Source organism: Micromonospora sp. NPDC023966, from assembly GCF_040639095.1.
Taxonomy (GTDB): domain Bacteria; phylum Actinomycetota; class Actinomycetes; order Mycobacteriales; family Micromonosporaceae; genus Micromonospora.
In genome coordinates, this window is sequence record NZ_JBEZZJ010000001.1 from 536,425 (window position 1) to 556,323 (window position 19,899).

Consider the following 19,899-nt stretch of genomic DNA (forward strand, 5'->3'; position numbering starts at 1 on the left):
CCGCGTGTCGGCAACGAGCCGGATGGCCCCCGAGCTGAGCGAGGAATGATGACCACGGCGAAACAGTCGGTAGCCGCGGACCCGTCCGCTTCCGACCACGAGGCGCTCCTCGGCGAGCTGGTCGAGGCGCTGGGGCGGGTACGTCGCGGCGACCTCCGGGTCCGGCTGCCCAGACGGGCCGGCCTGGCCGGCGAGGTGGCGGACACCTTCAACGACGTGGTGTCGCTCCAGGAGCGGCAGCACCTCGACCTGCGCCGGATCAGCCGGGTCGTCGGCCGTGACGGCCGGCTGACCGAGCGCCTCGACGACGAGGGCCTGGACGGCTCCTGGGCGGAGGGGCAGCGGGCGGTCAACTCGCTGATCGACGACCTGGGCCGCCCGACCACGGAGATCGCCCGGGTGATCGTGGCGGTGGCCGACGGCGACCTGTCCCAGCACATGGCGCTGGAGATCGACGGCCGGCCGCTGCGCGGTGAGTACCTGCGCATCGGGCGGACCGTGAACACCATGGTCGACCAGCTCTCGTCGTTCGCCGACGAGGTGACCCGGGTGGCCCGGGAGGTGGGCACCGAGGGCAAGCTGGGCGGCCAGGCCGACGTCCGGGGCGTCGCCGGCACCTGGAAGGACCTCACCGACTCGGTGAACACCATGGCGTCGAACCTCACCGGCCAGGTGCGGTCGATCTCCCAAGTGGCGACGGCGGTGGCGAAGGGCGACCTGTCGCAGAAGATCACGGTCGGCGCGCGCGGCGAGGTGGCCGAGCTGGCCGACACGATGAACTCGCTCACCGACACGCTGCGGCTCTTCGCCGAGCAGGTGACCCGGGTGGCCCGCGAGGTGGGCACCGACGGGAAGCTCGGCGGCCAGGCCGAGGTGCCGAACGTGGCCGGCACCTGGAAGGACCTGACCGACAGCGTCAACTCGATGGCGTCGAACCTGACCAGCCAGGTGCGCAACATCGCCCAGGTCTCGACCGCGGTGGCCCGCGGCGACCTCTCCCAGAAGATCACGGTGGCCGCGCAGGGCGAGATCCTGGAGCTGAAGGACACCGTCAACACGATGGTGGACCAGCTCTCGTCGTTCGCGGACGAGGTGACCCGGGTGGCCCGCGAGGTGGGCATCGAGGGCAAGCTGGGCGGTCAGGCCCAGGTGCGCGGGGTCTCCGGCACCTGGCGCGACCTCACGGAGAACGTGAACCAGCTCGCCGGCAACCTGACCAGCCAGGTCCGGAACATCTCGCAGGTGTCCACGGCGGTGGCCAAGGGTGACCTGTCGCAGAAGATCACGGTGGACGCCCAGGGCGAGATCCTGGAGCTGAAGAACACCGTGAACACCATGGTCGACCAGCTGTCGTCGTTCGCCGACGAGGTGACCCGGGTGGCCCGCGAGGTGGGCACCGAGGGCAAGCTCGGCGGGCAGGCCCAGGTGAAGGGGGTCAGCGGCACGTGGCGTGACCTGACCGACAACGTGAACTCGATGGCGTCGAACCTGACCAGCCAGGTGCGCAACATCGCCTCCGTCACCACCGCGGTCGCCAAGGGCGACCTGGGCCAGAAGATCACGGTGGACGCCCGGGGCGAGATCCTGGAGCTGAAGTCGACGGTCAACACGATGGTCGACCAGCTGTCGTCGTTCGCCGACGAGGTGACCCGGGTGGCCCGCGAGGTGGGCACCGAGGGCAAGCTGGGCGGCCAGGCCCAGGTACGCGGCGTCGCCGGCACCTGGCGTGACCTGACCGACAACGTGAACTCGATGGCGTCGAACCTGACCGCCCAGGTGCGGAACATCGCGCAGGTGTCCACGGCGGTGGCCAAGGGTGACCTGTCGCAGAAGATCACGGTGGACGCGCAGGGCGAGATCCTGGAGCTGAAGTCGACGGTCAACACGATGGTCGACCAGCTCTCGTCGTTCGCCGACGAGGTGACCCGGGTGGCCCGCGAGGTGGGCACCGAGGGGAAGCTCGGCGGTCAGGCCCAGGTGAAGGGGGTCAGCGGCACGTGGCGTGACCTGACCGACAACGTGAACTCGATGGCGTCGAACCTCACCAGTCAGGTGCGGAACATCGCCTCGGTCACCACCGCCGTTGCGAAGGGTGACCTGTCACAGAAGATCACCGTGGACGCGCAGGGCGAGATCCTGGAGCTGAAGTCGACGGTCAACACGATGGTCGACCAGCTCTCCTCGTTCGCCGACGAGGTGACCCGGGTGGCCCGCGAGGTCGGCATCGAGGGCAAGCTGGGCGGTCAGGCCCAGGTGAAGGGGGTCAGCGGCACCTGGCGCGACCTCACCGAGAACGTCAACCAGCTCGCCTCCACCCTGACCACCCAGCTCCGGGCGATCTCCCAGGTCTCCACCTCGGTGACCCGGGGCGACCTGACCCAGCGGATCAGCGTGAAGGCGCAGGGCGAGGTCGCCGAGCTGAAGGACAACATCAACCAGATGATCGTCACCCTCCGGGAGACGACCAAGAAGAACGCCGAGCAGGGCTGGCTCGACTCGAACCTGGCCCGGATCGGCGGCCTGCTCCAGGGCCAGCGGGATCTCGGCGAGGTCTGCCGCATGATCATGATGGAGGTGACCCCGCTGGTCGACGCGCAGCTCGGCGCGTTCTTCCTGGCGGACAGCTCCGAGGGGAGCGTGCGGCTGCGGCTCACCGCCTCCTACGGCTACGTCGCCCGCGGGCACGACGTGACCTTCGGGCCCGGCGAGGGGCTGGTCGGTCAGGCCGCCCTGTCCCGGCGGACCATCCGGGTCAACGCCCAGCCCGACGGGCGCCTGGTGCTCCGTTCCGGCCTGGCCGAGACACCCCCGGCCGACCTGGTGGTGCTGCCGGTCCTCTTCGAGGGCGAGCTGCTCGGCGTGATCGAGTTCGCCGGTGTGACCACCTTCTCCGAGCTGCACCTGGCGTTCCTGGAGCGGCTGGTGCTCACCATCGGCGTCGCGGTCAACACCATCCAGGCCAACCGGCGTACGGAGGAGCTGCTCGCGCAGTCGCAGCGGCTGGCGCACGAGCTCCAGGAGCAGTCGGCGGAACTTCAGCGCACCAACGCCGAGCTGGAGGACAAGGCGAAGCTGCTGTCCGAGCAGAAGACGAACATCGAGACGCAGAACCGGGAGATCGAACTGGCCCGGCTCGGCCTGGAGGAGAAGGCGCAGCAGCTCACCCGGGCGTCGGCGTACAAGTCGGAGTTCCTGGCCAACATGAGCCACGAGCTGCGTACACCGCTGAACTCGCTGCTCCTGCTGGCCCGGCTGCTCGCGGAGAACCCGGAGCAGAACCTGAGCCCGAAGCAGATCGAGTTCGCCCGGACCATCCACAGCGCCGGGTCGGACCTGCTCTCCCTGATCGACGACATCCTCGACCTGTCGAAGATCGAGGCGGGCCGGATGGACGTGGAGCCCACCGAGATCCACTTCTCCGAGATCCGCGGTTACGTCGAGCAGGCGTTCGCGCCGCAGGCCGAGGAGAAGGGGCTCGACTTCCAGGTCCGGATCAGCAAGGACCTGTCGCCGGCGCTGGTCACCGACGCCCAGCGGCTGCAGCAGATCCTGCGCAACCTGCTCTCCAACGCGGTGAAGTTCACCGACAACGGGGCGGTGACCCTGCGCATCGCACCGGCCGCCGAGAACGCGGTCTTCGACGTGCCGGCGCTGACCAACGCTCGGCAGGTCATCGCGTTCACGGTGATCGACACCGGCATCGGCATCTCGGACGACAAGCTCTCGCTGATCTTCGAGGCGTTCCAGCAGGCCGACGGCACCACCAGCCGGCGCTACGGCGGCACCGGCCTGGGCCTGTCCATCAGCCGGGACCTGGCCCGCCTGCTCGGCGGCACGATCACGGTGGCCTCCGCGCCGGGGCAGGGGTCGACGTTCACCCTCTTCGTACCCGATGTGCTGGCGCCGGACGCGGTGGTGGCGCCGGCGCCGCCCTCGCCGCAGCGCGCGGGCCTGCCGTCGTCCCTGCTCATGCCCATGGAGTTGCCGCAGCCGCAGGAGACGCCGGCCACCCGCCGGCTGGAGGGCGTGACCGTTCTGATCATCGACGACGACGTCCGGAACGTGTTCGCGCTGACCTCTGCGTTGGAACTTCACGGGATGACCGTGTTGTACTCGGACAACGGGGCGGACGGCGTCCGCCAACTGGCCGAGCATCCGGAGGTGGACATCGTGTTGATGGACGCGATGATGCCGGACCAGGACGGCTACGAGACGACCGCGCAGATCCGGCGCAACCACCGCTTCGCGGACCTGCCGATCGTGTTCCTGACCGCGAAGGCGATGCCCGGTGACCGGGAGTCGGCGATCGCGGCCGGGGGCAGCGACTACATCACCAAGCCGGTGGACCTGGACGAGCTCATCGAGATGATGGCGTCCTGGATCGGCCGGAGCCGAGGCGAGGAGAATCCGTGACCCAGATGGCCAAGGCGCTGCTGGTCGACGACCGGCGGGAGAACCTGATGGCTCTGGAGGCGATCCTCCAGGGGCTTCCGGTGCAGTCGGTCGCTGTGGAGAGCGGCGAGGCGGCGCTCAAGCAACTGCTGGTGGACGACTTCGCGGTGATCCTGCTGGACGCCCAGATGCCGGACATGGACGGCTTCGAGACCGCCACCCACATCAAGCGGCGGGAGCGGACCCGGCACGTGCCGATCATCTTCCTGACCGCGGCGGACAAGGACGCCCAGCTCGCCCTGCGGGGTTACGCGGTCGGCGCGGTCGACTACCTGACCAAGCCCTTCGACCCCTGGGTGCTGCGGGCCAAGGTGTCGGTCTTCGTCGAGCTGTGGGTGAAGACCCGGCAGCTCGCCGCCCAGTCGGACCTGGTGCGGGAGCGCGACGCCCAGTGGCGGGTGCTCACCGACGCGGTGGACGAGGCGACCGCGCTGCTGCGCGCCGACGACGACCAGGAATCCCGGGAGCGGGCGGTGGACCTGCTGGAGCAGGCCCGCTGGGGCAACACCGCCTGAGTGCTCAGGCGCCGGCCCGGTCGCCGTGTCCCGTCGCGGCGCGCCGGGCCCGCCACCGTTCGCCGAGGGCGTCGATCTCCTCCTGTACGAAGAGGAAGAAGTCCCGCATCTCGGCCACCCGCTCGCCCGCCTGGGTGTTCCGCCCTTGTAGCGCGTCCACCCCGCCGTTGGCGATGTCGATGAAGTTCTTGTAGAGGCCGGTCTTGGTGATGGTGGCCTCGTACCAGGGGTTGGCCGGCATCCGGTAGCGGTCCCGGCGGGAGCCCTTGACCGGCTCGCGGACCAGCATGCCGAACTGGGTCAGGTAGCGCACCGCGCCGGAAACGGCCGCGGCGCTGACCCCCAGCCGCTCGCCGATCTCGGCGGCGGTCAGCGGCTCGTCCGCGCTCATCACGGTGAACAGCACCCGGCCGGCCATCCGGGGGAAGCCGACGTCGGCGAAGGCCATCGCCATCCGTTCGACGAAGAGGTGGACCTCCTCCTCGTCGGGGCGGGGTGGCGGGGTCATCGGCGTCATCTCCTCGGTGCTCATCGCGTCCGATCGTCTCTCAGATCTCACTGTCTTCACAAGTTTGTGAAACGAGCGTAGCTTCCGAAGTATGGAAACTCCCATTGAGGTGTCCGGCCTGGTGAAGACCTTCGGCCGGACCCGAGCGCTCGACGGACTCGACCTGACCGTCCGCGCCGGCGAGGTGCACGGCTTCCTGGGCCCCAACGGCGCCGGCAAGTCGACCACGATCCGGGTGCTGCTCGGTCTGCTGCGGGCGGACGCGGGGGCCGTCCGGCTGCTCGGCGGCGACCCGTGGCGGGACGCCGTGGCCCTGCACCGCCGGCTCGCGTACGTGCCGGGCGACGTCACCCTCTGGCCCAACCTGAGCGGCGGTGAGGTGATCGACCTGCTCGGCCGGCTGCGCGGCGGGCTCGACCCGAAGCGCCGGGCCGAGCTGCTGGAGTCCTTCGAGCTGGACCCGCGCAAGAAGGGCCGGGCCTACTCCAAGGGCAACCGGCAGAAGGTCGGCCTGGTGGCCGCGCTCGCCTCCGACGTCGAGCTGCTCATCCTCGACGAGCCGACCTCCGGGCTCGACCCGCTCATGGAGGAGGTCTTCCAGCACTGGGTACGCCGGGCCAAGCAGGACGGCCGCACCGTGCTGCTCTCCAGTCACATCCTGGCCGAGGTCGAGGCGCTCTGCGACCGGGTGACGATCATCCGGAACGGCCGGGCCGTCGAGTCCGGCACCCTCACCGAACTGCGCCACCTGCACCGCACCTCGATCGACGCCGAGGTCGCCGCCCCGCTGAACGGGCTGGCCGACCTGCCCGGCGTGCACGACCTGCGGGTGGACGGCAATCGGGTGCGCTTCGACGTCGACTCCGCCGCGCTGGACGCCGCCCTGCATCGCCTCACCGAACTGGGCGTACGCAGCCTGGTCAGCACGCCGCCGACGCTGGAGGAACTGTTCCTGCGCCACTACGAGGCGGTCCCCGAGGAGCTGACCCGATGAGCACGCTCACCGGAACCCGCCACCTGGCCCGGCTCATCCTGCGCCGGGACCGGGTCCTGCTCCCGCTCTGGGTGCTGGTCCTCGCCGTGCTGCCGATGACGTACGCGACCAGCTTCTTTGAGCTGTTCCCCACCGACGCCGAGCGCGCCGCGTACGCCGCCGGCACCGCCCGCAACCCCTCGATCGTCGCGCTGCTCGGCCCGGTCTACGGCGAGAGCGTCGGCGCGCTGACCGCCCAGCGCGGCGGCTTCCTGCTGGTCATCGTGGCGCTGGCCAGCCTGCTCACGGTCATCCGGCACACCCGGGTCGAGGAGGAGGCCGGCCGGCGGGAACTGCTCGGCGGCGGGGTGCTCGGCCGGCACGCCGGGCTGACCGCCGCGCTGCTCGTCACCTACGCGGCCGACCTGCTGCTCGGCCTGCTCACCGCGGCCGGGCTGGCGTCCACCGGGCTGCCCGCCGCCGGCTCGTACGCGTACGGCCTCGGCGCCGCGCTGACCGGCGTGGTCTTCGCCACCCTCGGCGGGCTGTCCGCCCAGCTCACCGAGACGGCCGGCGGGGCCCGGGGCATCGGGATCGCCGTCCTCGGCGCCTCGTTCGCGCTGCGGATGGTCGGGGACACGGCCGGCAACGACTGGCCGAGCTGGCTCTCCCCGCTGGGCTGGGCCCCCCGGATCCGGCCCTACGAGGGGGAGCGCTGGTGGGTGCCGGCCCTGCCGCTGCTCGCGTCGGCGCTGCTCGCCGCGGTCGCGTACCCGGTCTCGGTGCGCCGCGACCTGGGCGCGGGGGTGCTGCCGCCCCGGCTCGGGCCGGCCACCGCCGGCCGAGGGCTGGCCGGACCGTTCGGGCTGGCCTGGCGGCTGCACCGGGGACAGATCCTCTGGTGGTCGGTCGGCTTCGGCCTGCTCGGGCTGATCCTCGGCGGCGCCGCGGAGGCGGCCGGCCGCTCGGTCGAGGGGAACCCGCAGCTGGAGCAGATCATGTCCCGGATCGGCGGGGCCTCCGGACTGGCCGACGCCTACCTGGGCGCCACGCTCAGCCTGGCCGGGCTGGCCGCGGCCGGCTACGGCATCCAGGCCGCGCTGCGGATGCGCGCCGAGGAGTCCGCCGGGCACGCCGAACCGGTGCTCGCCACCGGCATACACCGCTCGACCTGGCTGCTGTCGCACGTGGTGTTCGCGCTGCTCGGCCCGGTCGTGGTGCTCGCCGTGACCGGCCTGGCCACCGGCCTGACCTACGGGTTGAGCGTGCAGGACGTGCCCCGGGAGCTGCCCCGGATGCTCGGCGCGGGGCTGGCCCAGGCGCCCGCCGCCTGGGTGCTGGCCGGTCTTGCCGTGCTGCTCTACGGCCTGCTGCCCCGGCTCGCCCCGGTGGCCTGGGCGCTGCTGGCGGTCTGCGTGCTGCTCGGCCAGCTCGGCGCGGTGCTCGAACTCGACCAGTGGCTGCTGGACCTCTCCCCGTTCACGCACACCCCCCAGGTCCTCCGCGACACCTGGAGCGCCACCCCGCTCTGGACCCTCGCCGCCCTGGCCCTGGCCCTGGCAGCGGCCGGACTGACGGCCTTCCGCCGCCGCGACGTCCCGATCACCTGACCCCGCACCAGCCCTGGTCGATCATGAGGTTGACGGCACCCGAGGAGATCCACATCGCCGTCAACTTCATGATCGCCGGAGCGGTGGGGTCAGGGGGCGGTTTCGTTGCGGATCATCAGGGCTGAGCGGAGGCCGGTGATGTCCAGGACGCGGAGGAGGAAGTCGCCGACGTTGCTCAGGACCAGCAGGCTCTGGGCGTGGCTGGCCTTGCGGCTGAGCACCACGAGGGTGCCGAGGCCCTGCGAGTCGCAGAAGGTGACCCCGCCCAGGTCGAGCACGATGCGCGGCGGGGGATCGGCCAGCACCTCGTTGACGACTGTCGACAGCTGGGCGGCCGTGAGCATGTCGATCTCACCGGCGAGGCGAAGCACCGCTTCGTCTCCGGTCCGATGTAGCGTGATGGACAGTTCGGCACGATCCACCCGGTCAGCCTATCGCGATCTCGACCAACGGGCCCGTCGAGCAACCCGCCGGTCGGTGCGCCGCGCCGAACGGACGAGGCGTGAGCCGGGTAACCCCCGCTGCGGGGTGCCTGCCGATCAGCCGCCCGGCGCTGACACAATGGCGGCATCGTGACCGACACCTTTTCCGCCGGATCCGGCCGCTACCCGGCCGACGCACCGGCCTCCGAGGCCCTGTTCGACCGCGCCAAGGCCATCGTGCCCGGCGGGGTCAACTCCCCTGTGCGCGCGTTCCGTGCCGTCGGCGGCACCCCGCGCTTCATGGTCCGGGGGGAGGGTCCCTGGCTCTTCGACGCCGACGGTCGTCGCTACGTCGACCTGGTCTGCTCCTGGGGCCCGCTGATCCTCGGTCACGCCCACCCGGCGGTGGTCGAGGCGCTGCGCGAGGCCGCCGCGCTCGGCACCAGCTTCGGCACGCCGACCCCGGGCGAGGTCGACCTGGCCGCGGAGATCGTCGCGCGCACCCCGGTCGAGCAGGTCCGCCTGGTCAACTCGGGCACCGAGGCGACCATGTCGGCGATCCGGCTGGCCCGCGGGTTCACCGGCCGCGCCAAGATCATCAAGTTCTCCGGCTGCTACCACGGCCACTCCGACGCGCTGCTGGCCGCCGCCGGCTCCGGCGTGGCCACCTTCGGCCTGCCCGACTCGCCGGGCGTCACCGGCGCGGCCGCCGGCGACACCATCGTGCTGCCGTACAACGACCTGCGCGCGGTCGAGGAGGCCTTCGCCGCCGAGGGTCCGCACATCGCGGCGGTCATCACCGAGGCGGCCGCCGGCAACATGGGCGTGATCGCCCCGCGCGACGACTTCAACCAGCAGCTCGCCCGGATCGCCCACGCGCACGGCGCGCTGCTGATCGTCGACGAGGTGATGACCGGTTTCCGGGTCTCCCGCGCCGGCTGGCACGGTCTCGACCCGTCCGACGCCGACCTGTGGACGTACGGGAAGGTCATGGGCGGTGGCCTGCCCGCCGCGGCGTTCGGCGGGCGCACGGAGATCATGGCGAAGCTGGCCCCGGTCGGTCCGGTCTACCAGGCCGGCACGCTCTCCGGTAACCCCCTCGCCTGCGCCGCCGGCCTGGCCACGCTGCGGCTGGCCGACGACGCGCTCTACCGCCGGCTCGACGAGACGGCCGCCACGGTGGGCAAGCTCGCCACCGAGGCGCTGGCCGCCGCCGGGGTCCCACACCGACTGTCGTACGCGGGCAACATGTTCTCGATCTTCTTCACCGACGCCGACGTAACGGACTACGACAGCGCCCGCACCCAGCAGGTGCCCGCGTTCAAGGCGTTCTTCCACGCCATGCTCGCCGCCGGCGTCTACCTGCCGCCGAGCGCCTTCGAGTCGTGGTTCGTGTCGGCGGCGATCGACGACGCCGCCCTGGAGCAGATCGCCGAGGCGCTGCGCGGGGCGGCGACGGCGGCGGCAGCGGCAGGACACGGGGGGTAACAACGTGAGCGAGACGGTGGTCCACGTGCTGCGGCACGGCGAGGTGTACAACCCGAACGGCGTCCTCTACGGCCGGCTGCCCGGTTTCCGCCTCTCGGAGCTGGGCGTGCAGATGGCCAAGGCGGCCGCCCAGGCGCTCGCCGAGCGGACCGTGGTGCACGTGGTGGCCAGCCCTCTCGAGCGCGCCCAGCAGACCGCCGAGCCGATCGCCGCGCAGTTCGGCCTTCCGGTCGGGGTGGACGAGCGGCTGATCGAGAGCGCGAACTGGTTCGAGGGGAAGAAGGTCTCCCCGGGCGACGGCTCGTTCCGCGACCCGCGCAACTGGTGGGTGCTCCGCGACCCGGTCACCCCGTCCTGGGGCGAGGCCTACCGGCAGATCGCCGAGCGGATGTTCGGGGCGCTGCACGCCGCCCGGATCGCCGCCGAGGGGCGCGAGGCCGTGCTCGTCTCCCACCAGCTCCCGATCTGGACCCTGCGCCGCTACGTCGAGCGCAAGCGGCTCTGGCACGACCCGCGCAAGCGGCAGTGCGGCCTGGCCAGCCTCACCTCGTTCCACTTCGACGGCGCCAAGATCGTCGGCATCGGCTACTCCGAGCCCGCGGCCCACCTGATCGCGATCTCGCCGACCGCTCGGACGGCCAAGGGAGCCTGATGCGCACCCGGAGGCTCGCCGCCGCCCTGCTCGCCGCCGTCACCGCCGGTACGGCGCTGGTCGGCTGCTCCTCCGGCAGCGAGGAGAGCCGTTGCGCGAGCGACGGCGTCACCATCACCTGCGCGCCCGACCAGCGGTCGAAGACGCCGAAGGTGAGCGGTGAGCTGCTCACCGGCGACAGCTACGACGTCTCCCAGGCCCGCGGCCAGGTGGTCGTGGTCAACTTCTGGGGCTCCTGGTGCGCGCCCTGCCGGGCCGAGGTCGACGACCTGGAGGCCACCTACCAGGCCACCAAGGCCTCACGGGTGACCTTCCTCGGCATCAACGTGCAGGACAGCAAGGACAAGGCGATCGCCTTCGAGGAGGGCCGGGTCACCTACCCGAGCCTCTTCGATCCGGCCAGCCGGCAGGCGCTCAACTTCGACATCCCGCCCAACACCACCCCGGCGACTGTCGTGCTGGACCGGGACGGCCGAGTCGCCGTGGTGATCCGCCGAGCGATCACCCGGGACGAGTTGCAGCCCGTCGTCGAGCGGGTCGCGGCCGAGCAGCCCGGATCCCGCTGATGGGCGAGACGTTCCGCCAGCTCGCCGAGTCCGGTCCGCTGCTGCTGGCCGTCGGGGCTGCGGCGCTCGCCGGGCTGGTCAGCTTCCTCTCCCCGTGCGTCCTGCCGCTGATGCCCGGCTACCTGTCGTACGTCACCGGGCTGGCCGGGGCGGACCTGGAGGGTCGGGCCCGCACGGAGGCCCCAGCGCCCGTCGCGGACGAGCCGAACGGCGGCGGCGTGGCGGTCGCGGCGCCCCCAGTGGTCCGGCCGGCGGCCGCCGTGAAGGGGCGGGTGCTGGCCGGCACCATGCTCTTCATCGCCGGCTTCACCGCCGTCTTCACCGCCACCGCGATCCTCTTCTCCGGCGTCGGCAAGCTCTTCTTCGCGCACGAGCGCACGCTGGAGATCGTCATCGGCGCGCTGATCGTGGTGCTCGGGCTCGGCTACCTGGGCGTGGTCCCCGGGATGCAGCGCGAGTTCCGCATCCACCGGCTCCCCGCCGCCGGGCTGCTCGGCGCCCCGGTGCTCGGCGCGGTCTTCGCGCTGAGCTGGATGCCGTGCACCGGCCCGACCCTCGGCGCGGTGCTCGGCATGGCCACCGTCGACGGGCGGACCGACCGGGCGGTGCTGCTCGCCGTGGCGTACTGCCTCGGGCTGGGGGTACCGTTCGTCGTCTTCGGGCTGGGCTTCCACCGCCTGCTCGGGGTGTTCCGCGCCGTCCGGCGCAACAGCCGCTGGGTCACCCGGATCGGCGGCGCGCTGCTGATCCTGATCGGCGTGGCGCTGGTCACCGGCGGCTGGCAGGACTTCGTGATCTGGCTGCAGACGCACGTGGGCGTGGGCGAGGTGAGCATCTGATGACGACCGTGGACGACCGGCCGGCCGCGCCGCCCGCCGGAGCGCCCCGGCGACGGGTCAACCCGGTGCTGGCTCTGGTGCGCAACTCGTGGCGGCAGCTCACCAGCATGCGTACCGCGCTGATCCTGCTCTTCCTGCTCGCGATCGCCGCCATCCCCGGCTCGGTGCTGCCGCAGCGAGGGGTCAACCCCGAGAAGGTCAACGAGTACTTCGTCGACCACCCCGACCTGGCGCCCCGGCTCGACCAGCTCGGCATGTTCGCGGTCTTCGGCTCGGTCTGGTTCTCGGCGATCTACCTGCTGCTCTTCACCTCGCTGGTCGGCTGCGTCCTGCCCCGGGCCCGCGACCACGTCCGCGCGCTGCGGATGCGGCCGCCCGCCGCCCCGAAGCGCCTGGAGCGGTTGCCCCAGCACGCGGTGCTGGAGGCCCCGGCCGCCGCCGACCCCGAGGCGATCGCGGCGGTGCTGCGCCGGCGTCGCTGGCGGGTCACCGTCCGCGGCAACGAGGTCTCCGCCGAGAAGGGCTACCTCAAGGAGACCGGCAACCTGCTCTTCCACGTCTCGCTGGTCGCCGTCCTGCTCGGGGTCGCGGTCGGCTCCTGGTACGGCTGGCACGGCAACCGGCTGCTGGTGTCGGGCGCGGACAACGCCTTCTGCAACACCCGGCAGCAGTACGCCGAGGCGTCGCTCGGCCCGCGGGTGGACAGCGCCGACCTGCCGCCGTTCTGCCTCACCCTGGACCGGTTCGAGGCGGACTACCTGGCGTCCGGGCAGGCGTCCCGCTACTGGGCCACGGTGACCGTGGACCACCTGGACGACGGGTCGACGCGGACCGCCGGCTTCTCGGTCAACTCGCCGCTGCGGCTCGGCCCGGCCAACGTCTACCTGCTCGGCAACGGGTACGCGCCGATCCTGAGGTACACCGACAGGTACGGCCGCACCCAGACCAGCACGGTGCCGTTCCTGCGGACCGGCGACGCGAACGCCACCGAGGAGGGGGTCGCCGCCTTCCCGGACGCGAACGTCGACCCGAAGACCGGGAAGCGCGCCCCGGACCAGCAGGTCGCCTTCGACGGGCTCTACCTGCCGACCGCCCCGGACAGCGCGCCGTTCGTCTCGTCCCGGTTCCCCGCCGAGCGGAACCCGGCGGTGGTGCTGGCCGCGTACCGGGGCAACCTGGGGCTGGACGCCGGCATCCCCGGCTCGGTCTACCAGCTCGACCAGCGGCAGATCACCAGCGGCAAGCTGAAGCAGATCGGCGACAAAAAGCTGGGCCTCGGCGAGAAGTGGACCCTGGACGACGGCAGCACGCTGGAGTTCGTGGGCACCCAGCCGTACATCACCATCTCGGTCCGGCACGCCCCCGGCCAGACGATGATGCTGTTCGCCTGCGGGACGCTGCTGCTGGGCCTGATGGGCTCGCTCTTCGCCCGGCGGCGCCGGGTCTGGTTCCGGGTGACGCCCCCGGACGGTGGATCTCCGACGAGCGGTAGTAGCTTGGTGGAGGCCGGTGGGCTGCCGCGCACCGAGCATCCGGGGTTCGCCGACGAGTTCGCGCAGCTCGTCGCCGCGGTCAGCGACGACGGGCGGGACGACCGGCAGGCGCGAGAAGGAGACGAGTGATGTCCGCACTCTCCGACCAGCTGGTCACGTTCGCGATCCTGGCGTACCTGGTCGCGATGATCAGCCACGCCGTCGAGTACGCCCTGGGCAACGCCCGGAAGGTGCCGGCGGCCGCCCCGGCCCGGGAACTGGTCGGCGCCGGCGTCGGTGGCCCCGGCGGGACGGTCGAGGAGCCGGTCACCCCGGCCGCGCCGGCCGACACCCGCGCTGGCCGCTCCGCCGCCCGAGCCGTGCTGGCCGGGCGGATCGCCGCCTGGATCACCACGCTCGCCGCCGCGCTGCACCTCGGCGCGGTGGCCACCCGGGGTCTCGCCGCCGAGCGGATGCCCTGGGGCAACATGTACGAGTTCGTGCTGACGGTCACCTGGATCGGGGCGGCCGCCTGGCTCGCGGTGCTCTGGAAGCAGCCGTCGCTGCGCCGGCTCGGGCTGTTCCTGACCCTGGTCATGGTGCTGCTGCTGGCGTTCGCCGAGCTGAAGCTCTACGTCCAGGTCGTGCCGCTGATGCCGGCGCTGCAGTCGTACTGGTTCGTCATCCACGTGTCGACGATCATCTTCGCCTCCGGCATCTTCCTGTTCGGCGTGGTGCCGGCCGTGGCGTACCTGATGCGGGCCGGCTGGGAGCGGGGGAAGCGGAGCTTCCCGTACACCCTGGCCCGGCGGCTGCCGGCGGCGGCCGGCTTGGAGCGGCTGACCTTCACGCTGCACGCCTTCGCCTTCCCGGTCTTCACCTTCGCGGTGATCGCCGGGGCGATCTGGGCCGAGGCGGCCTGGGGCCGAGCGTGGGGCTGGGACCCGAAGGAGACCTGGGCGTTCATCTCCTGGGTGGTCTACGCGGGCTACCTGCACGCCCGGGCCACCCCGAGCGTCAAGCGCAACGTGGCCACCTGGATCGCCGTCGTGGGCTTCCTGACCATGCTGATGAACCTGTTCGGGGTCAACTTCTTCTTCACCGGCCTGCACTCGTACGCCGGCGTCAACTGACCACTCAGCCGGTGGGGCGCCGGCCGGTCAGCACCCGTCAGCGCGCAGGGTGATCTGGTAGGCAACCGTTCGGTGACGCGGAATGTAGGACTACACTTCTAAGAACTGTAGTTCTATGAATTGTGGTGACAGCGTGGCGCTTCCGACCAAGCCGACGCGGATCTTCGATCGAGACGTCGAATGGGGCGAGCTGGCCCGGTTCATCGCCGATGAGCGGCCCGGGGCCACCCTCGGCGTGGTCAGCGGCCGCCGGCGTCAGGGCAAGACGCTGCTGCTCTACGAACTGGCACGGGCCAGCAGAGGTTTCTACTTCGGTGCCACCGAAGCCACGGAGACCGAGTCGCTCCGCCGGCTCGGGGAAGCGCTGGGCGCCTACACGAACGCTCCCGGTCCGGTCCATCTGGCCGATTGGGGAAGCGCGGTCGACGCTCTGCTCGCGCTGGGGCGGGACCGCCCGGTAACCGTCGTTCTCGATGAGTTTCCGTACCTGGTGCGTGCTGCCCGTGATCTGCCCTCGATCATCCAGCACGCGCTGACCCCCGGACGTCCGGAGCGCACGGAGTCCCGCACGCGGCTGCTGCTCTGCGGGTCGGCGCTCTCATTCATGGGTGGCCTGCTCGCCGGATCGGCGCCACTTCGCGGACGGGCCGGGCTGGAACTGCCCGTGCAGCCCTTGGACTATCGGGCCGCCGCCGCCTTCTGGCAGATCGAGGATCCCCTGCTGGCGGTCCGGATCTTCGCCATCGTCGGCGGCACCCCTGCCTACCGACGGGAGTACGTCCAGGACGACGCGCCCGCCGGGCCGGACGACTTCGACGACTGGGTCGTGCGGGCGGTGTTGAATCCCGCCCGTCCGCTGTTCCGCGAGGCTCGCTACCTGCTGGCGGAGGATCCGGACCTCCGCGACACCGCGCTGTACCACTCGGTCCTCGCCGCCGTCGCGGAGGGCAACGCCAGCCGCGGTGGCATCGCGGGCTACATCGGGCGGAAGGCCAACGATCTCCAGCATCCGCTGACTGTGCTGGAGGACGCCGGCCTGCTGCTCCGAGAGCCGGATCCGCTCCGGAGCGGCCGCAGCAGCTACCGGATCACCGAACCGTTGATCACCTTCTACCAGGCGATCATGCGCCCGGCCTGGACGGCACTCGAGCAACGCCGGGGCGGGGACGTCTGGCGTCGGTCCCAGCGGCGGTACGCCAGCGCGGTCCTCGGCCCCCGCTTCGAGGAGATCGTCCGACAGTGGTCACTGCGCTTCGCCGATCCCGACCTGCTGGGTGGGCTCGTCGCGGAGGCGAGCGCCGCCACGCTCACCGACCCGGCCAGCCGGACGAGCCACGAACTTGACCTGGTCGCACTCGGCGAACCACCGCTGGGGGACGGGCCACGCCCGTTGCTGGCGATCGGTGAGGTCAAGTGGGGCCGGCAGTTGGGCAGGGCGGATCTGGAGCGGTTGGAGAGGATCAGGGCGCTGCTCGTACGGAGGCCGGGATTCGACACGACCGACACCCGGTTGCTGCTGGCGAGCGGCCAGGGCTTCGCCGACGCGCTGGTCGAGGCGGCCTCGGTCCGGTCGGACGTGGTCCTGCTCGATCCCGCCCGCCTCTACGGCGGCTGAGGCGCTCACCCGCCGAACCAGCCGGGGACGTCGAGGCGGAAGACGTCGGCCGGGACCATCCGGCGCAGGTCGTCCTCGATCGCGGCGACCCGGTCCGCGCCCAGGGTGGCCGCCCAGCGGTCGCGCAGTTCGTCGAAGACGACGGCCGACCGCCGCAGCCCGTCGTGGCCCTTCGCCGTCATGCGGACCAGCTTGCGCCGGGCGTCGGCGGGGTCGTCGGCGCGTTCCAGGTAGCCGAGCGCGACCAGGCGGTCGACCGTCTTGCCGGCCGCCTGCTTGGAGACGCCGAGGCGTTGGCCCAGGTCGGAGGCGGTGGTGCCGGCGGGGCCGACGGCCTGGAGCACGAAGCCGTGGGCCGGGCGCAGCTCGGGGTGCCCCTGTCGGGCCAGCTCGGCATGCAGGTCGTCGATGAGCGTGCGGAAGCCGGCGAGCAGGAGCAGCGGGAGCGCGAAGCCCGGGCGATCAGGCGTTGCCATGTTCGACAACCCCGTTTACTATCTCGTCAACCACGTTGACTATCTTACGTGAGGGGTACCCGTCATGTCCCGCTCGGTCTTCACCGCCCACACGCCCGACACCGCACCCGCCGCCGCCCGTTCCACGATGGCCACCGTCCACCGTAAGCTCGGCCACCTGCCCGGGGCGGTGGCTCTGATGGCCGAGTCGCCCGAGCTGCTCAAGGGCTTCCTCACCGCCAACGCCGTCTTCGAGTCCACCGACCTCGACCCGATCGCCCGGGAGGTGGTCGTGCTGACGGTGGCGACCCGCAACGAGTGCCACCTCTGCGTGGCCATGCACACCGCGACGCTCACCCGGCACGACGCGGCGCCCGTGCTGATCGAGGCGCTCCGGGCCGGCGCCGCCCTGCCCGACCCGCGCCTGGAGGCGCTGCGCCGGTTCACCGTCGCCGTGCTCGACCACCGGGGCGCCGTCCCGGACGACGAGCTGGACGGCTTCCTCGCCGCCGGCTGGCAGCCGCGGCACGCGCTGGACGTGGTGCTCGGCGTCGGCACCTACACGATCTCGACCTTCGCCAACCGCCTCACCGACGCCCCGCTCGACCCGCCGCTGGCGCGCTACGCCTGGGCACCGGCCGCCTGAGCGGCCGGCGGCACTCGCCGGCCGTCCCGCCCCGGACGGCCGCGACCCGCGTGCCCTCGCCGGCCCGTCGGCGGCCGGCCGGCGAGGGCGCCGCCACGGGAGGGACGCGTGGGCAGGCCCACAGCCGTCACGCCGACCCGGCGTGGGCAGCGCGGGAAGCCGTGCGGGAGACTGGCGGGCATGGCGGCTCGTGGCTTCCCGTACACCGATCTCAAGGACTTCCTCGCGGCCCTCGAGGCCGCGGGCGAGCTGCGGCGGGTGAGCGTCCCGGTCGACCCGACGCTGGAGATCAGCGAGGTGGTCACCCGGACCGTCCGCGACGGCGGCCCGGCGCTGCTCTTCGAGCGGCCCACCCGCGGCGAGATGCCGGTGGCGATCAACCTGTTCGGCACCGAGAAGCGGATGGCCATGGCGCTCGGCGTCGGGACGCTGGACGAGATCGGCGAGCGGATCGGCGGGCTGATCAAGCCGGAGCTGCCGGTCGGCTGGTCCGGCATCCGCGAGGGCCTGGGCAAGGTCATGCAGCTCAAGTCGGTGCCGCCGCGCAAGGTCAAGACCGCGCCCTGCCAGCAGGTGGTCTACTCCGGTGACGACGTCGACCTCAACCGGCTGCCCGGCCTCCAGGTCTGGCCCGGCGACGGCGGGATCTTCCACAACTTCGGGCTGACCCACACCAGGCACCCGGAGACTGGCAAGCGCAACCTCGGCCTCTACCGGCTCCAGCAGCACAGTCGGAACACCCTCGGCATGCACTGGCAGATCCACAAGGACTCCACCGCGCACCACGCCGTCGCCGAGCGACTCGGCCAGCGGCTCCCGGTCGCCATCGCCATCGGCTGCGACCCGGTCGTCTCGTACGCGGCGACCGCGCCGCTCCCCGGCGACATCGACGAATACCTGTTCGCCGGCTTCCTGCGCGGCGAGCGGGTGGAGATGGTCGACTGCCTGACCGTGCCGTTGCAGGTGCCGGCGCACGCCCAGGTGGTGCTGGAGGGCTACCTGGAGCCCGGCGAACGGCTGCCCGAGGGCCCGTTCGGCGACCACACCGGCTTCTACACCCCGGTCGAGCCGTTCCCGGTGCTGCACGTCGAGACCATGACCATGCAGCGCGACCCGGTCTACCACTCGATCATCACCTCCAAGCCGCCGCAGGAGGACCACGGCCTCGGCAAGGCCACCGAGCGGATCTTCCTGCCGCTGCTCAAGCTGATGATCCCGGACATCGTCGACTACGACCTGCCGGCCGCCGGCGTCTTCCACAACTGCGCGATCGTCTCCATCCGCAAGCGCTACCCGAAGCATGCGCAGAAGGTGATGAACGCGATCTGGGGCGCGCACCTCATGTCGCTGACCAAGCTGATCGTGATCGTCGACGAGGACTGCGACGTGCACGACTACAACGAGGTCGCGTTCCGCGCCTTCGGCAACGTCGACTACGCCCGCGACCTGCTGATCACCGAGGGGCCGGTGGACCACCTGGACCACGCCTCGTACCAGCAGTTCTGGGGCGGCAAGGCGGGCCTCGACGCGACCCGCAAGCTGCCCACCGAGGGCTACACCCGGGGTTGGCCCGAGGAGATGACCATGTCGCCCGAGGTGGTCTCGCTGGTCGACAAGCGCTGGAAGGAGTACGGGATCTGATGGCCGTCACGGAGGCCCCGGCGGAACGCCCGGGACGGGTCAAGTCCTTCCTCAAGCTGGTCACGATCGAGCACTCGGTCTTCGCGCTCCCGTTCGCGTACCTGTCGGCGCTGACCGCCATGCAGGTCGACGGCGGGCGGGTGCGCTGGCTCGACCTGCTGCTGATCACGGTGGCGATGGTCGGGGCGCGGACGTTCGCCATGGCCGCCAACCGGATCCTCGACCGGCGGATCGACGCGCGGAACCCGCGTACCGCCAACCGGGAACTGGTGACCGGGGCGGTGAGCGTGCGGACGGCCTGGACCGGCGCGGCCGTCGCCCTGGTGGTCTTCCTGGCCGCCGCCGCCCTGCTCAACCCGCTCTGCCTGGCGCTCGCCCCGCTCGCCGTGGTGCCGCTGGTCGTCTACCCCTACGGCAAGCGGTTCACCAACTGGCCGCACGCCATCCTGGCGATCGCCCAGGCGGTCGGCCCGGTCGGCGCCTGGCTGGCGGTCACCGGCACCCTCGCCGGCTCCGGGCCGGCCTGGCTGCTCGGCGCGGCCGTCGGCCTCTGGATCGGCGGCTTCGACCTGATCTACGCCTGCCAGGACTCGGAGATCGACCGGGAGATCGGGGTGCACAGCGTCCCGGCCCGTTACGGCCGGCGCTTCGCGCTGCACGCCTCCACCGTCGCGCACGTGGTGACCTTCGCGCTGTTCATCTGGTTCGGCGCGCTGGTCGACTTCGGCTGGCTCTGGTGGATCGGGCTGGCGTTCACCGCGGTCGCCTTCGGCTACCAGCACCTGGTGGTCAGCCCGACCGACCTGAGCAAGGTCAACCGGGCCTTCTTCACCGCCAACGGTTTCGTCGGCATCGCGCTGTTCGTCTTCGCCCTGCTGGATCTGGTGGTCCGCCTCGACCTGCGCCCCTGAG

17 protein-coding genes are annotated in these 19,899 nt (G+C 71.7%); 14 read left to right on the forward strand and 3 right to left on the reverse strand.

From position 1 onward, the window contains the following. Nucleotides 1-48: 48 nt before the first annotated feature. Nucleotides 49-4,413, forward strand: a complete 4,365-nt coding sequence (locus AB0F68_RS02620; RefSeq protein WP_357332384.1) for a HAMP domain-containing protein — start codon at nt 49-51, stop codon at nt 4,411-4,413. Then, on the forward strand, nt 4,410-4,967 hold the full coding sequence (locus AB0F68_RS02625; RefSeq protein ID WP_357332386.1) for a response regulator: 558 nt from the start codon (nt 4,410-4,412) through the stop codon (nt 4,965-4,967). The genes AB0F68_RS02620 and AB0F68_RS02625 overlap by 4 nt, the downstream gene beginning before the upstream one ends. A gap of 4 nt (nt 4,968-4,971) precedes the next feature. Here AB0F68_RS02625 and AB0F68_RS02630 read toward each other — a convergent pair whose 3' ends face one another. Beyond that, nucleotides 4,972-5,499: a MarR family transcriptional regulator gene (locus tag AB0F68_RS02630; RefSeq protein WP_357332388.1), complete on the reverse strand. Its 528-nt coding sequence runs from the start codon at nt 5,497-5,499 to the stop codon at nt 4,972-4,974. Nucleotides 5,500-5,566: 67 nt separating this feature from the next. Here AB0F68_RS02630 and AB0F68_RS02635 point away from each other — a divergent pair, with 67 nt between their 5' ends. Together AB0F68_RS02635 and AB0F68_RS02640 are read left to right on the forward strand one after the other, a co-directional pair. Beyond that, nucleotides 5,567-6,469, forward strand: coding sequence for an ABC transporter ATP-binding protein (locus AB0F68_RS02635; protein ID WP_357332390.1), 903 nt, complete (start codon nt 5,567-5,569; stop codon nt 6,467-6,469). Next, nucleotides 6,466-8,058: an ABC transporter permease gene (locus AB0F68_RS02640; protein WP_357332392.1), complete on the forward strand. Its 1,593-nt coding sequence runs from the start codon at nt 6,466-6,468 to the stop codon at nt 8,056-8,058. The genes AB0F68_RS02635 and AB0F68_RS02640 overlap by 4 nt, the downstream gene beginning before the upstream one ends. An 89-nt stretch (nt 8,059-8,147) precedes the next feature. Here the strand turns inward: AB0F68_RS02640 and AB0F68_RS02645 are convergent, their stop codons facing one another. Further along, nucleotides 8,148-8,480: an STAS domain-containing protein gene (locus AB0F68_RS02645; protein ID WP_091261368.1), complete on the reverse strand. Its 333-nt coding sequence runs from the start codon at nt 8,478-8,480 to the stop codon at nt 8,148-8,150. 150 nt (nt 8,481-8,630) lie between these two features. Here AB0F68_RS02645 and hemL point away from each other — a divergent pair, with 150 nt between their 5' ends. The 7 genes from hemL to AB0F68_RS02680 all read left to right on the forward strand — a co-directional run bounded on the left by hemL (nt 8,631) and on the right by AB0F68_RS02680 (nt 16,245). Then, nucleotides 8,631-9,968: a glutamate-1-semialdehyde 2,1-aminomutase gene (gene hemL, locus AB0F68_RS02650; protein WP_357332395.1), complete on the forward strand. Its 1,338-nt coding sequence runs from the start codon at nt 8,631-8,633 to the stop codon at nt 9,966-9,968. 4 nt (nt 9,969-9,972) lie between these two features. Next, nucleotides 9,973-10,620, forward strand: coding sequence for a histidine phosphatase family protein (locus AB0F68_RS02655; RefSeq protein WP_357332397.1), 648 nt, complete (start codon nt 9,973-9,975; stop codon nt 10,618-10,620). Beyond that, nucleotides 10,620-11,186, forward strand: a complete 567-nt coding sequence (locus AB0F68_RS02660) for a TlpA disulfide reductase family protein (protein WP_357332399.1) — start codon at nt 10,620-10,622, stop codon at nt 11,184-11,186. The genes AB0F68_RS02655 and AB0F68_RS02660 overlap by 1 nt, the downstream gene beginning before the upstream one ends. Next, the gene (locus tag AB0F68_RS02665; RefSeq protein ID WP_357332401.1) at nt 11,186-12,025 is read left to right on the forward strand and encodes a cytochrome c biogenesis protein CcdA; all 840 of its coding nucleotides are present in this window, start codon (nt 11,186-11,188) and stop codon (nt 12,023-12,025) included. The genes AB0F68_RS02660 and AB0F68_RS02665 overlap by 1 nt, the downstream gene beginning before the upstream one ends. Next, complete coding sequence (locus tag AB0F68_RS02670; protein WP_357332403.1) at nt 12,025-13,647, forward strand: cytochrome c biogenesis protein ResB; 1,623 nt, start codon at nt 12,025-12,027, stop codon at nt 13,645-13,647. The genes AB0F68_RS02665 and AB0F68_RS02670 overlap by 1 nt, the downstream gene beginning before the upstream one ends. Next, entirely contained in the window at nt 13,647-14,630 is a 984-nt protein-coding gene (gene ccsB / locus AB0F68_RS02675; protein WP_357332405.1) for a c-type cytochrome biogenesis protein CcsB, read from the forward strand. The genes AB0F68_RS02670 and ccsB overlap by 1 nt, the downstream gene beginning before the upstream one ends. A 133-nt stretch (nt 14,631-14,763) precedes the next feature. Further along, a complete protein-coding gene (locus tag AB0F68_RS02680; RefSeq protein WP_357332407.1) occupies nt 14,764-16,245 on the forward strand; it encodes an ATP-binding protein in 1,482 nt (493 codons plus the stop codon). A gap of 5 nt (nt 16,246-16,250) precedes the next feature. On the opposite strand, the gene AB0F68_RS02685 is transcribed toward AB0F68_RS02680, so the two are convergent. Next, nucleotides 16,251-16,721 carry a MarR family winged helix-turn-helix transcriptional regulator gene (locus AB0F68_RS02685; RefSeq protein ID WP_357332409.1) on the reverse strand — a complete coding sequence of 157 codons (471 nt, stop codon included), beginning with the start codon at nt 16,719-16,721 and terminating at the stop codon, nt 16,251-16,253. A gap of 64 nt (nt 16,722-16,785) precedes the next feature. Here AB0F68_RS02685 and AB0F68_RS02690 point away from each other — a divergent pair, with 64 nt between their 5' ends. The 3 genes from AB0F68_RS02690 to mqnP all read left to right on the forward strand — a co-directional run bounded on the left by AB0F68_RS02690 (nt 16,786) and on the right by mqnP (nt 19,898). Further along, nucleotides 16,786-17,346, forward strand: coding sequence for a carboxymuconolactone decarboxylase family protein (locus AB0F68_RS02690; RefSeq protein WP_357332411.1), 561 nt, complete (start codon nt 16,786-16,788; stop codon nt 17,344-17,346). Between the two features lie 180 nt (nt 17,347-17,526). Continuing rightward, nucleotides 17,527-18,987 carry a menaquinone biosynthesis decarboxylase gene (locus AB0F68_RS02695; protein WP_357332413.1) on the forward strand — a complete coding sequence of 487 codons (1,461 nt, stop codon included), beginning with the start codon at nt 17,527-17,529 and terminating at the stop codon, nt 18,985-18,987. Beyond that, nucleotides 18,987-19,898, forward strand: a complete 912-nt coding sequence (mqnP, locus tag AB0F68_RS02700; RefSeq protein WP_357332415.1) for a menaquinone biosynthesis prenyltransferase MqnP — start codon at nt 18,987-18,989, stop codon at nt 19,896-19,898. Before AB0F68_RS02695 ends, mqnP begins: the two co-directional genes overlap by 1 nt. Nucleotide 19,899 lies beyond the last annotated feature (1 nt).

Excerpts from the sequence above, each read along its gene's own strand:
- AB0F68_RS02620 (WP_357332384.1), top strand. The coding sequence starts at position 49 with ATGACCACGGCGAAACAGTCGGTAGCCGCGGACCCGTCCGCTTCCGAC.
- AB0F68_RS02630 (WP_357332388.1), bottom strand. The coding sequence starts at position 5,499 with ATGAGCACCGAGGAGATGACGCCGATGACCCCGCCACCCCGCCCCGAC.
- AB0F68_RS02635 (WP_357332390.1), top strand. The coding sequence starts at position 5,567 with ATGGAAACTCCCATTGAGGTGTCCGGCCTGGTGAAGACCTTCGGCCGG.
- AB0F68_RS02640 (WP_357332392.1), top strand. The coding sequence starts at position 6,466 with ATGAGCACGCTCACCGGAACCCGCCACCTGGCCCGGCTCATCCTGCGC.
- AB0F68_RS02660 (WP_357332399.1), top strand. The coding sequence starts at position 10,620 with ATGCGCACCCGGAGGCTCGCCGCCGCCCTGCTCGCCGCCGTCACCGCC.
- AB0F68_RS02665 (WP_357332401.1), top strand. The coding sequence starts at position 11,186 with ATGGGCGAGACGTTCCGCCAGCTCGCCGAGTCCGGTCCGCTGCTGCTG.
- AB0F68_RS02670 (WP_357332403.1), top strand. The coding sequence starts at position 12,025 with ATGACGACCGTGGACGACCGGCCGGCCGCGCCGCCCGCCGGAGCGCCC.
- ccsB (WP_357332405.1), top strand. The coding sequence starts at position 13,647 with ATGTCCGCACTCTCCGACCAGCTGGTCACGTTCGCGATCCTGGCGTAC.
- AB0F68_RS02685 (WP_357332409.1), bottom strand. The coding sequence starts at position 16,721 with ATGGCAACGCCTGATCGCCCGGGCTTCGCGCTCCCGCTGCTCCTGCTC.
- AB0F68_RS02690 (WP_357332411.1), top strand. The coding sequence starts at position 16,786 with ATGTCCCGCTCGGTCTTCACCGCCCACACGCCCGACACCGCACCCGCC.
- AB0F68_RS02695 (WP_357332413.1), top strand. The coding sequence starts at position 17,527 with ATGGCGGCTCGTGGCTTCCCGTACACCGATCTCAAGGACTTCCTCGCG.
- mqnP (WP_357332415.1), top strand. The coding sequence starts at position 18,987 with ATGGCCGTCACGGAGGCCCCGGCGGAACGCCCGGGACGGGTCAAGTCC.